This window comes from Parapedobacter composti (assembly GCF_900112315.1).
In the GTDB taxonomy this organism is placed as follows: Bacteria; Bacteroidota; Bacteroidia; order Sphingobacteriales; family Sphingobacteriaceae; genus Parapedobacter; species Parapedobacter composti.
The window spans coordinates 43,829-56,118 of record NZ_FOLL01000001.1 but is presented as its reverse complement, the minus strand read 5'-3'; the positions used below and the strand labels follow the sequence as shown (position 1 = coordinate 56,118).

At 55.0% G+C, this 12,290-nt stretch carries 8 protein-coding genes; 1 reads left to right on the top strand and 7 read right to left on the bottom strand.

The annotated features are described in order from the left end of the window. Nucleotides 1-51 precede the first annotated feature (51 nt). Complete coding sequence (locus BM030_RS00235; RefSeq protein ID WP_211657477.1) at nucleotides 52-774, bottom strand: Crp/Fnr family transcriptional regulator; 723 nt, start codon at nucleotides 772-774, stop codon at nucleotides 52-54. 39 nt (nucleotides 775-813) lie between these two features. On the opposite strand from BM030_RS00235, the gene BM030_RS00230 reads away from it, so the two are divergent. Further along, nucleotides 814-3,714, top strand: coding sequence for a PD-(D/E)XK nuclease family protein (locus BM030_RS00230; protein ID WP_090969929.1), 2,901 nt, complete (start codon nucleotides 814-816; stop codon nucleotides 3,712-3,714). Nucleotides 3,715-3,822: 108 nt separating this feature from the next. Here BM030_RS00230 and BM030_RS00225 read toward each other — a convergent pair whose 3' ends face one another. The 6 genes from BM030_RS00225 to thiH form a co-directional block, all read right to left on the bottom strand. After that, on the bottom strand, nucleotides 3,823-4,650 hold the full coding sequence (locus tag BM030_RS00225; RefSeq protein WP_090969927.1) for a leucine-rich repeat domain-containing protein: 828 nt from the start codon (nucleotides 4,648-4,650) through the stop codon (nucleotides 3,823-3,825). Nucleotides 4,651-4,675: 25 nt separating this feature from the next. Continuing rightward, nucleotides 4,676-5,674 carry a hypothetical protein gene (locus BM030_RS00220; RefSeq protein WP_090969925.1) on the bottom strand — a complete coding sequence of 333 codons (999 nt, stop codon included), beginning with the start codon at nucleotides 5,672-5,674 and terminating at the stop codon, nucleotides 4,676-4,678. A 7-nt stretch (nucleotides 5,675-5,681) separates the two neighbouring features. After that, a complete protein-coding gene (locus tag BM030_RS00215) occupies nucleotides 5,682-7,094 on the bottom strand; it encodes a hypothetical protein (RefSeq protein WP_090969923.1) in 1,413 nt (470 codons plus the stop codon). A 52-nt stretch (nucleotides 7,095-7,146) separates the two neighbouring features. Beyond that, nucleotides 7,147-9,996, bottom strand: a complete 2,850-nt coding sequence (locus BM030_RS00210) for a TonB-dependent receptor (protein ID WP_090969921.1) — start codon at nucleotides 9,994-9,996, stop codon at nucleotides 7,147-7,149. Between the two features lie 79 nt (nucleotides 9,997-10,075). After that, nucleotides 10,076-11,125 carry a HesA/MoeB/ThiF family protein gene (locus BM030_RS00205; protein ID WP_244518571.1) on the bottom strand — a complete coding sequence of 350 codons (1,050 nt, stop codon included), beginning with the start codon at nucleotides 11,123-11,125 and terminating at the stop codon, nucleotides 10,076-10,078. Between the two features lie 13 nt (nucleotides 11,126-11,138). Continuing rightward, nucleotides 11,139-12,290, bottom strand: a complete 1,152-nt coding sequence (gene thiH / locus BM030_RS00200) for a 2-iminoacetate synthase ThiH (protein WP_090969919.1) — start codon at nucleotides 12,288-12,290, stop codon at nucleotides 11,139-11,141.

The following is a 12,290-nucleotide window of genomic DNA, read 5'->3' as shown; positions in this document are numbered from 1 at the left end:
TAATTTTATACAAAACTACGGTGCGGTATTTATCTCGGACGATGACTTGGGTTAAGATTTTTGATTGGCAATCATCCGTTTTCTAATTCTGCTGAGGCTTTCGGGTGCCACGCCAAGATATTGGGCGATATACCGCTGCGGCACGCGCCGCAGCATCTCGGGGTTTGTCTTCGTCAGTTCTTCAATCTGCTCTTCGGGCGTTTTGGACAAAAGCGATCGAATCCGCCGGATAGTATCAGTAGCTAAATTTTCGACAATCAGGCCGAACAGCGAGGCTACAGCCGGCGACTCCTTAAGGCAGGTTACGGCATCCTCGCAAGTCAACACCAGACAAGCTGCAGGCTCTAAGGCAATAATATGCGTGGCCGATTTCGCCTGCCTTGAAAAACTCTCCAAATCGGTCACAAATTGATGCTCAAAAGTAAAGTTACATGTTCGTTCATCACCGCGCTCATTGAAGAAATATTGACGCAACGCGCCTTTCATCACAAAAAACACCTCATGAGCCACCTCGCCTTCCTTAAGCAATAATTCTCCGCGTTGATACTGCTTCTTCTTGAAAAAAGAATAGAAATATGCCGCATCCTCTTCGGATATCGGCACATATTTTCGCAAAGCAGCCAAAAAGTTATCCACGGCTTTAAAGGTACAGAAACTTCCTTGCTGCCGCAAATCGGCCTTAAGGGCGACCGCCTGTAACCCGCGTCCGGAGTGGTCGTTGCAATAAGTGGTTGAACGAAGACAATTGCCCGTTAATTTGTAAACGATTTTCATTATGTTTGCTCGGCGAACGTTAAACTCCAGATTCCCGGCATGCCCCCATTCCTCAGACAAGTTGCAGCAGATTTATTATCGCGCTTTGGCGATGACCTGAAAGACGTGGCTGTCGTGCTGACCAACAAGCGTCCCATCGTATTCCTGCGGAAGCACCTGGCCGACCTGTCGGGCAAGCCGCTTTGGAGTCCGTCATTTTTTACCATCCAGGAATTTCTTCGGCAGTCGGCCTCCCTGCCGGAAGCCAGTCCGCTCACCCAATTTTTTGTCCTGCATGGCCTGCATAACGGATTGCTGCGGGAGGAGGGACGGCCCGAGGAGTCGCCGGATGAGTTTTATCCCCTGGCCGAAACCATCCTGAGTGATTTTGCCCAGCTGGACTATGACCTCGTGCAGCCAGAAGAAGTTTACGCCGAGCTGCGCGACATCGCCCTGCTTCAGCAGCGCTTCCCCCACCTCTCGGCCGAACAGCAGCGGTTTATGCGACAGTTTTGGGAATCGTTTTCAGTGGGCAAACAAACGGCCATCCAGCAGAAATTCCTGCAGCTCTGGGGGCGCCTGCCTCGGCTGTACCAACGGTTCAAAGAAGAATTGGCCCGCCAGCGGCTGGCCACAACGGCTGGCATTTACCGCGACCTCGTGGAGGGGCGTGCCGCCAAGCCTAATTTCCTTGCGGCATATAAACAGGCCGCATTTGTAGGCTTCAACGCGCTCAACCGTTGCGAAGCAAGCCTGTTCACCCGGTGGCAAGACGCCGGAAAGGCGTTGTTCTATTTCGACGCAGACAGCTACTACCTCGATGACGAGTTGCAGGAGGCTGGGCTCTTCCTCCGCAAAAATATCCGGCAATACGGCCTTCGGAATGCGCTGGGCGATTTCCCGGCCGTATTGGGCGCAAAAACCGACCGCATTGAGCTGTTGGCTACCGCGGGCAAGGTGGCACAGGCCAAACTCCTGCCGAACTTGTTGGCCGACCGGGCGGCGGACCGTGAGGCGCCCACCAGCACGGCCGTCATCCTCGCTGATGAGAGCCTGTTGATTCCGGTGTTGCAAAGTTTGCCGGATGGCCTGGATTTTAACGTGACCATGGGCTATCCACTCATGCAGTCTACCTTGTTCGGGTACATCGACGGGTGGCTGGCCGTCCAGCAGCAGCTGGCTGCCAATCAAGGCCGTTTCGTACATCACCTGGATGTGGAAGCCATGCTCACCCACCCGCTTAGCGGTATATCGCTTGAAGAGCGGATGGCGCTGCAAGAACAGATAACCGCCAACGAATGGCTTGAAGTGCCCGCCGCTGAACTCCGGCTGAAGTCAGGCAGCTATCCGGCCTTCTTCGTTCTGCATAGCAGCAATGAGGCCGCGCTCCAGGCACTGCACGTCTTATTGGACGGCGTGCTACACCACCGCCAGCGTACCGATACCCTGCGGCATATGGAAGCCGTGCTCATCCTGGCGGTGAAGAAAGCGCTCAATCTGCTGCAGGAAGGGCTGGCCAACCACCCTGAATTGCCGATGCCTTTCCTGTGTGCACTCATCCGGAAGGCGCTCCAAGGCGTGTCGGCTCCCATCGAGGGCGAACCGTTAAAAGGCATCCAGATTATGGGGTTGCTGGAAAGCCGCTGCCTCGACTTTGATGAAGTGTATGTCGTGGGAGCGAACGAGGGGACATTGCCCAACATCACGGCGGCGCCTACTTTTATTCCCGACTCCATCCGACGCGCACATGGGCTGCCGGTGCTGGAAAACCAGGATGCCCTCTCGGCATACCTGTTTTACCGCTTGCTGCACCACCCCAGGCGCATTACCGTGGTATACAATGCCGTGGTGGATGACAGCAACAGCGGCGAGGTGAGCCGGTTTGTACGCCAGCTGGCTTTTGAAAGCCGGTTTGCGTTTACCCACCGCAGCCAGCAGCAACCCATCAAAACGATATCCGCACCGCCTTCGCTCAACCTGCCGAAAACCGGGGCGGCGTGGCACAAGCTGAGCCGCTACCTGGACGATACGGACCCAGACCGGCCGAAGCTCTCGGCCTCAGCGCTGACCACCTACCTGCAATCGCCCTTGCTGTTTTTCCTCAAATATGTAGCAGGCATCAAGGAACCGCCCAGGGTGACGGAGGAGTTTGAGCTAAACCGACTGGGCTCCGTGGTGCACCGGGCGATGGAGGATGCGTATACCCAGCTGAAAGCGGAGAACGACCCCATCACGGCTCAAGGCATCCGCCAGCAAATTAAGGCGTTGCCGCGTACCTGCCTGCAAGCGCTGTCAAAGGAACTATACGGCGAGGCCGGAAGGATACAAACGCCCAACAGCATGCAGCGCATCCTGCTCAAGGTCGCCGAAGAGTATGCCGCGGTGTTCCTGCATTATGATGCCACGCACGTGGCCCCGCTGCGCATCGTGGAGCTGGAAAACGAGCGCGATTATTCCTTTGCCTTTCCCATTACGGTGCAGGGCCAGCCCCGCACGGTGCGGCTATACGGCATTATTGACCGGGTGGATGAAGTGAATGGCAAAACGCGCATCGTAGACTACAAAACGGGGCGCGACGAGGTGAAATACAATGGACTGGACACGCTGTTCGCACCGGCATCGGCCAAGAGCAACAAGGCGATGATCCAGACATTGTTTTATACCTATGTGTATGAGCAGGTAACAGGCAAGCGCGGCGTGGAGCCCAACCTGTACATTGCCCGCAGGCTACGCAAAGAAGGGCCGCTGTTTTACATGAGCGGGCGGGGCGGGCGGTACCTTGCCGAAGGTGCAGCATTGGAAGATATCAAAGCCCAATTCGAGGTATTCCTGCGGCAGACGCTGGAGGAGCTGTTCAACCCGGACATTCCCTTCCGCCATAATCCTGATGCGGTGCATTATCCCAACGACCCGTACCGGGAGTTTATCGGGATGCCCCAAGGCATCGATGAAGAGCCATAACCGATAAATCCTGATTGCTATCGCCGAGCATGGCAATGGCTGTAACAAACGAGACCGCCCAGTAGTTGGACGGTCCCGCTTATTAACAATTAATTAGCCACCTAAAGGTTAATTTGCTGGCAGCGTGCTGGGGCTGGTTTCTACCGCTGTACCATTTTCTACAAATGGGCGGATGGGATCATAAGACTCGATAGGGTTTTCACGCAGATCAAGCGCTTGTTCCTTACCGGGTTTAAGTTCGTCCGGGAAATGGTCATCCACATCATACGGATTGGAGCTCAACAGGGCTTCCCCATTCGCCATCAGCTCGCCCAAGACCGTGATGTCGCTCACGCCAGTATTCCGCATATTCAACCGATACAACTTGGTGAACTTGCCAATCGTTTCCATGCCTTCGTTACCGAAAGGTACATTTCTCAAGATGGCTTCCAACAGGTCCACATTGCCCGCCAACGGACTGATATCGGTGATTTGGGTAGCGCTATTCGCGTTAAAATACACCAATTTGGTGTAATTTGAAATCGGGGTCAAATCGGAGATTTCCGTGTCGTTGATGCGGAAATACCTGATATTCTCCAGTCCGCTGACCGGTGAAAGGTCTGTCACGCCTGTCTCGCCTATCCGCAGATAGATCAGGTTAGTGGCATGTTCCAAACCCGTCAGGTCATCCAACAGCGGGCGATCAACTGTCTCCAGGTCGTTGGCGTTGATGCTGACAAGGTCTTCCATTTTGTCCAGAGGAATATCCACGGTGGTTGCTGGCAGACCAAGGCCAGCAAGGACCAGCGACCGTAATTGTTCATTCGGAATCTGGATGGTTTCTGGTTCCGGTTCTGGCTCGGGTTCCGGATCGTTCTTGCTGCATGATTGGAAAATTACTCCGGTGAACAACAGGGAGAATAGCAGATAAGTGGGAATGGATAGTAATTTTTTCATTAACGTACTGATTTTGTTTATTAAACTATGGGTTATTTACTAAGGGATACTTGAAAATTGGTGGAGGAAGGGTGGTATTGCCCATCTCGCTGGTGGAATAATAATTGCCTGCGGCGTCAAAGCATACCGCTTCGCCCTGCACCTCACCTGCTGCGGTGGTGAGCATGGGTTCCCTGGCCAACATGTCCACCATGCTTTCCCCGCCTTGCCGCGACCAGTAGAAGAATTGTTGGCGGTTTCTGACAATCAGCCGGCTCCCGTCGGCATCCGTACTGCCGGCGGACGCTTCGCGAAAGCCGAACGTACCTGCCAGCACGGTCATTGCATCGCCGTTGTCGTAACGGCTATACGGTAAGACAAATAACATGGAACTCGCATCGCGTTTGGTGGCCAGGTAGATATCAAGCGTGGCCGGGTCGACCCACATGGCCTCCACGTCGTGCGATTTATCGGGGTAGCGAACCGGAATCACCTCCAGTTGGGATGCTGCCTGGTTGTAAGTGATAAATGCATCGCGGTCGCTTTCATTGAAAACCGGCTCTACGATGCGGTACACCACGTAGTTACCACGGGTTTCTCCGTTGTCGCCGGTATCGGCGATGTACAGGTAGTCCTCACCTGCTTCCGGACCTACGGCGATCTCGATATCCTCCCAGTCGATATTGGTGGCCCCGACTATCCGGTACCGCGCGGCCGTCTTCCCATCGGAATCAAGCAGGTAGAGGATGTTGGAGTGGCCACTGTCTTCATGAACCCAGAACATGCCCGGATTCTTCCGGCTGCAGGCAATGCCCGATGCTTCTTCGAGGGCATGGCGACCGATGGCTATACTTTCCTGGTAGTCTGCCGTCCATTGCAGCATGGCAGGCGTATATTCCGCTTCAAAAGGAATGTGATCGGCCCAGCCGTCCTGAACTACAGGTGGCTCCGTTGAACCAGGATCGTCCCCTGTTTTGGAACAGGAGGCGATCCATAGGCAATTGAAGCTTGCGACCAGTGTATATAAAACCAATCGTTTGTGCATTATCCGCTTAATTTACCGGGGCAAAAGCACCGAAGTAAGCTTGCGGCTGCGGCGCGGTGAAGACCTCACCGGTCAGCGTGATATACTCCGCAAACACCGGCTGGAAACCGGTGAACGCACCGGTGGCCGCCGGCGAACCGGCTTGCAACCTGAAATCAGCGTCTGCTGGAATACCGTCTACATTGTCCGCCAGGTTATTGTTGTCGCCTCCGGAAGTGAACTCAACCGCGAAACTGGCGACATCGTAGTTCACGAAAAGGGGATCGTTTTCTTTCGGGCCGCCCAGGACATCCGAGGCCGGGATGGGATAGGCCGGGTCAACACCGATGACGCCGCGCGAAGGGTCGTCTTCTCCGGTGGGGTAGAAGTTGCTGGTCACGGCATCCACCGACCCGTAATACCAATTGTATCCATACAACAGCCGTTCCATATCCGGGCGGTCGTCCAACGGCAGGCGCAAGCCATAACGGTTGTTGACGATCAGGTTATTGTAGGCTTTGCCATAGGCATTGGCCTCATAGTTCAGGCTTCCGCCGCGGGCGCGCTCCACGCGCCGGTATCCGGAGTTCACGATGGTGTTGTTATAGAAATTGGTTTCCAGCAGTCCGCGCTCGCCGGATTGGGTGTCGGCACTTTTCAGGCTATTGGTAGCAATGTTGTAAAAGAGGTTGAAGGCGAAATCGCCGGGGCCGCCCGCCTTGATGTTCACCGCTTCACCACCGGTTCTGCCGATGACTTCAAACGTGTTGTACATCATTAACGTCTTGCCGCCATTTGTGCGGATAGCATCGTCCATCGTATACGCAATATGGCAATGATTCAGGATGAACACCCCATCCTGGCGCTCGCCGGCCGGCCGGCAATAGTAGAGCATGTAGGTATCTTCACCCACGCTGGCACGGCCGCTTCCTCCGGTTAAGGACGTGGTGATGGCATCACCTTCCTTCGCAGGGCCACCGCCATGCATGATGTCTGCATATTCCAATACGATATCTCCGGCCAGAGATGTACCGATGATTCCGCCCCAGAGTCCGCCCGTACCCGTATTAAAGCGGGATGCCAAGGCATCTTCGCTGGCGGTGAAGACCACCCGGTTGTTAGCCGTTCCTTTCACGTAGAGCGAGCCCTTTACGTCCAGGGTCCACCGTTGGTTGTTCGGCCCCAGGTCAAACTCCAATCTTACACCTTCAGGAATCGTAACGCTTTTTCCTTGAGGAATCTCAAGGTTTCCAACCACCAGGTAAGTTTCATTGGCTTGGAAATCGATGGCCGAAAGGTCGCCGGATATCCCTTCAACACCGGGCTTGGGGTCATCATCGCCATTGCCTGGATTCGCGGGTGCCGGGTCATTTTTTGAACATGCGACCACCATGCCCATCAGGGTGGCCAACATCAAATAGTTAAGGATTTTCTTCTTCATCGTTGTTCATCGTTATCGTTAACATTTAGTTCATTACGGGTATACTAAGCCACTACAGCCGGTACCTTACGCCCAAGCGGTACAGCTGGCCATACGTGTCGCGCTGGATGTTGGTATGCTGCGCGGGATCACGTTGGTGCGGGTGCCCCAGCTCGGCCTGGTACACCGGTTTATCGACAAATAGCGCATATGGGGTATTCAGCAGGTTATTCGCCTTGACGAAAAAGACCAGATGGTTGCCCACGCCTTTTTCTACTGACAGGTCCATGATGGTCATCGCGCGCATGCGCTGGTCAGCTTCAAAGAAGGGAGATACCAGGGCAATACGCTCACCGGTGTAGTTGATCACCAGCTGGGCATCCAGCTTCGCCGGTTGATTTTTGTACAACAAACTGAGGTTGGCGATGTGCGGCGACTGGCCCTGGAGCGCCCGGGATTGATCAACGATACTGAACGAAGGTGCGCCCTGGGCAATCTGGTCGTTTGTATTGGCAACTAACTTGTTGGTCACCAGCCGGGAGTGCGTGTACGTGTAATTCGCCCGGATGCCGAACTGGTTAAAATATTTGGTGATATCCAGTTCGATGCCGAAGTTACGGGCAGTGCCGAAGTTCTGCGGCATGATGCGGCTTGCCCGGCCGGCGCTCTCTCGTTCGTTTTCGGGCAGGTTTGGGTCTATTTGCGGAAACCCGTACTCTATCGGGTCCTGAATGCGCTTGAAAAACACGCCGACCAGGATCTGGTCGAGCACCGTGGGGAAATATTCATACCGGATATCAAAGTTATCCGCCAATGAAGGGTTCAGGTCGGGGTTACCCCGTTCGCTGAAGTAGGATTCGCTTCCGCCGCTGGGACGTATCGTCGGGACGATTTCGTAGAAACCCGGCCGGCTGATGCCCCTGAAGTAGGTGGCCCGTAAGTTGGTATGCGCATTGAGCAATTGCTTGAAGCTGAACGCCGGAAACAGGTTGAGGTACGCTTGGCTGGCCGAAGGCTCGAATTCAGCCCCCGGATTGCTGGGAAATGCCCTGGGATCGATGTCGAAGCGCTGGTCGGTATGTTCAGCCCGGACGCCGACCTCTACCTGCGATTGGCCGAAACGCCACGACGTATTGATGTATGCCGCCAATATGCGTTCACTCGCGTCGTAGATCAGGTTGCTACCGCCCCCGCTTCCGAATGGCGTGGCCATGTCTTCATAGGGAATGTCCCCGAAATCGTTCCACCCTTCACCGCGGACGCCGATTACGGAAGGGATGACCCGCACGTAGCTGTAGTAATTGTAATAATTATCCCGCCAGCGGAAGTGTGACACCCCGCCTACCTTGATCCGTGTATGTTCATTCACCCAATCCGGATTGAACGACAGGTTCAGGTAAGCCGATGCGGTCTGGTCGCTATTGCGCTCCCAGATCCGGGTATGCGGTGAATTCTGGAAATAAATGCGTTCGTTCGAGATACTCCCGTCTTCTACCGACAACGTTGCGGACCGGTGATAGGTGCCATCGTCAGGGCGGTCATTAAGCGCATGGGAATAGACGGCGTTCCAATCGAACATCAAGCGATCACCGAATTGGTGATCACCGTTCAGGTCAACCGTGCTGATGGTTTGAAAACTATTCGTAAAGCGAGTACTTGGATAAACCGGCGCATTGGTCGCTGCGGCAAAGTTTTCGCGGAGGACCGTTTCCCTTACCCGGAACTCATTGAGCATGTACTGCCCGGCATAGAGTGAAAATTTGTTCTTCGCATTTACATCATAGGTGAGCCGGCCATGCGCGCCAAGGCGCTGCTGCTGCGCACTGGCATAGCGGGAATCCAGTTGCTCCAGCCGTATCGGATTGCCTTCAACCGGGAATATGCCCGGCCGATATACATAATTATCTGTAGGCCGATTGGTGTTCTGGAAGCTGGCACCGACCATCAGCCCCAACCGGTTGTCCAAAAACCGCTGGCCATAGGTGCCGTTGGCAATGATGTCCGGGAGCGCAGCCACGGGCTTTTCAATCATGTTTTCGACGGGGAAATCACCCGGTACGGCATGGTAATCCGCGCCAAACAATTCTGCTGGCGACCGTTTGTTCAGCCGGGATCGGTCATAGGTCGTAAAATCGCGGTCGAAATTCATCTGGTTATACCCCACCTGTACATCCAGATCGAGGATATGGCCAACCAAGGGGGCGTCTTTCATTTCCATGTTCACGGTTCCCCCGATGGCGTCGGCTTCCATATCCGCGGTCAGTGACTTATAAACCTCCAGGCGGTCAAGGAAGATGGCGGGGAAGATGTCGAGCGGTATGAAACGGTTTTCGTTATCGGGTGAGGGAATCTTGATACCGTTGACCAGCGTATTGTTGTAGCGCTTGTCCATCCCCCGCACGATGGCATATTGCGGGTCTCCATTCGCGTTTCGTTCAATGGACAGGCCGGATACCCGTTGGATGACGTTGGCCACCGAAATATCCGGGGAGAGCTGTATCTGCTTGGCCGAAATGACGTTCAGTACGTTCTGCGCATTCTTCTCCATCCGCCGGGCTTCCGCATCGGTGCCCCGGCCGGTCCGCTCTACCGACACTTCCGATAACGTAAGTGTCTTGTCCTCCAGCTCAAAATGCTGTTCGTGGCTGCCTGCTACCTGCAGTTCGACAGCGATCGGTTCAAAACCCATCAATGATGCCTCCACGCGATAAGCGGCGGGGGGCAGCTTTCCTAACCGGTATGAGCCATCCAGGCCAACCACCGCTTCTTTAGCCACGCCTGAGGCAGTGTTAACCGCGCGTACCACTGCACCGACCAAGGGGTCGCCCAGCGAGCTGGTCACGCTGCCGGTTAATTCGCAATTTTGGGAGAAGACCGTTTGAAAAGAAAAGAGGGAAAAGATAATAAGTACAAGTTTCTGCATCTAATCGGGTTTCGTGAAACAACTATTACGACACCCCGCAAAAATCGTATAGTTATATTAAATGGGTATTAACATAATATTACGATAATATCTCACCCAACCGCTCTGCAAATGCGGCGATGCCATGTTGCTTGGCCACCTCCACGGCCATACGGCTGCGCTTCCCCGTGGTGCAGTAAAAAACAACCGTCCGGTCATTACCGGCCCATTCGGCCGCACGCTGCGGCAATTCATGAAGCGGAATGTTAATGTGGTCATCCGCGTGACCTTCTTCGTACTCCCACGCTTCCCGTACGTCCACCAACAAAGCGCCATCGGGCAGAGCACTCACTTCAACAGGCCTTCCCCCGGACTCCGCTTCCGGGACATAGCTCGTCTGTAATGCCTGGATATGCTTGTTTTCCTCAACGGCTGAAAAGCTGAACTGCTGATAACCGTTGCCGTGGATATCCACCAAAAGCAACCTGCCTGCCAGCACTTCGCCATACCCCCCTAACACTTTAAGGGCTTCATTAACCATCAGGGTACCGATGATGCCCGGCAACACGTTGAGCACCCCATCGATGGCGCATGAGCCGCATTCGGCCGGCGGCTCAGGGTACAGGCAGCGGTAGGTGGGCCCTCCCGCATAATTAAATACCGACACCTGCCCCGTGTAGCGGTCGATAGCGCCCGACACGAACGGCACGCCTTGGATGACGCAGGCATCGTTGACCAAATACCGGGTTTCAAAGTTGTCCGTGCCGTCTATCACCAGGTCATGCGCGCCGACGAGCGACAGTGCATTGCTGGTTGACAGCGCTTCGGCATAGGCAGTGAACCGGACAAGCGGCTGCTGGGCCGCCAACCGCCGCACGGCCGTTTCGGCTTTGTTCTTCCCGACATCGCCTGGCGAAAACAGCACCTGCCGGTGCAGGTTGTGGTAACTTACCGTGTCGGCATCGATGACGCTGACGTGCCCTATGCCGGCCATGGCCAGGTATTGCAACACGGGGCATCCCAGCCCCCCTGCCCCCACAACCAATACACGGGCGGCTTTCAGGCGCTGCTGGGCTTCCCGCCCGAAGCCGGATAATTTCAGGTGGCGGTCGAAATAATGGATTTCCGTTTGCGTCAGTTGCTGTGCCATATTCAAGACAAACTTAACCAATTTCTTCCGGTAACGGGAATTTGCCGTTGGCTTCGCCGCCATGCAACGCGTGATCCCAGTCCTTCCAGACGGGTTCATACCCTGCTTCCCTGATGACCTGTGCGATGATGGCCGGACTGCGCCCGTCGTCAATCTCAAACTGCTCAAGGCTCTGCGGCTCCACAGCATAACCACCGGGATTGGTCTTCGACCCGGCACTGATGGACGTAATCCCCAGCTTGATGATGTTGTCGCGAAACCGCGGGCTTTCGCGGGTAGACATGGACAGTTCCACCTCGCCATTGAACAGCCGCCATGCACAGATCAGCTGCACCAATTCCCGGTCGGTGATGACCGACTTGGGCTGCAGGCCGCCCACATGGGGACGTAGGCGGGGAAAGGACACCGAAAATTTGCTTTGCCAGTACGTCCGCTCAAGGTATTGCAGGTGCAGCGCCGCAAAAAAGCTATCGGTCCGCCAATCATCGAGCCCGAGCAAGGCCCCAATGCCGATTTTATGGATACCGGCCCGGCCAATACGGTCAGGGCATGCTAATCGGTAATCGAAGTTGGACTTTTTGCCCTTGGGGTGGTGCTTCCGGTAATCTTCCCGGTGGTAGGTTTCCTGATAAACGAGGATGGTGCTCACTCCCCGTGCACGCAGCTCGGCATAGTCAGCCTCGTCCAATGGCTGCACTTCCATGGCAATATGCTGGAAATGCTGTTTCACCAAGGGGAGCATCTGGCGGAAATAGGACATCCCCACGAGCTGCTGGGCCTCGCCCGTGACCAACAGGATGTGCTGATACCCCATCGCCTTCACGGCAAGCAATTCCTGCAGCAGTTCTGCAGCTGTTAGCGTTTTGCGGGGGATTTGGTTATCCAGGCTGAATCCGCAGTAGGTGCAGATATTTTGGCATTCGTTGGAGAGGTATAGCGGTGCGTACAGTTGGATGGTCTTACCGAAACGTTTTTGTGTGGCCTGCTGGCTGAGTAGCGCCATATGCTCCAGATAAGGTGCGGCCGCTGGAGAAATCAACGCCTTGAAGTCGTCCAATGTCCGTTGTTTCCTGGCCAACGCCCGCCGGACCTCCGCATCGGTCTTATTGTAAATAGACCGTAGCTCCTCGTTCCAATCGTATTGGTTGAATATCGATGTAAACAT

Coding starts and splice junctions, on each gene's coding strand:
- BM030_RS00235 (WP_211657477.1), bottom strand. CDS start 774: ATGAAAATCGTTTACAAATTAACGGGCAATTGTCTTCGTTCAACCACT.
- BM030_RS00230 (WP_090969929.1), top strand. CDS start 814: ATGCCCCCATTCCTCAGACAAGTTGCAGCAGATTTATTATCGCGCTTT.
- BM030_RS00225 (WP_090969927.1), bottom strand. CDS start 4,650: ATGAAAAAATTACTATCCATTCCCACTTATCTGCTATTCTCCCTGTTG.
- BM030_RS00220 (WP_090969925.1), bottom strand. CDS start 5,674: ATGCACAAACGATTGGTTTTATATACACTGGTCGCAAGCTTCAATTGC.
- BM030_RS00215 (WP_090969923.1), bottom strand. CDS start 7,094: ATGAAGAAGAAAATCCTTAACTATTTGATGTTGGCCACCCTGATGGGC.
- BM030_RS00210 (WP_090969921.1), bottom strand. CDS start 9,996: ATGCAGAAACTTGTACTTATTATCTTTTCCCTCTTTTCTTTTCAAACG.
- BM030_RS00205 (WP_244518571.1), bottom strand. CDS start 11,125: ATGGCACAGCAACTGACGCAAACGGAAATCCATTATTTCGACCGCCAC.
- thiH (WP_090969919.1), bottom strand. CDS start 12,290: ATGTTTACATCGATATTCAACCAATACGATTGGAACGAGGAGCTACGG.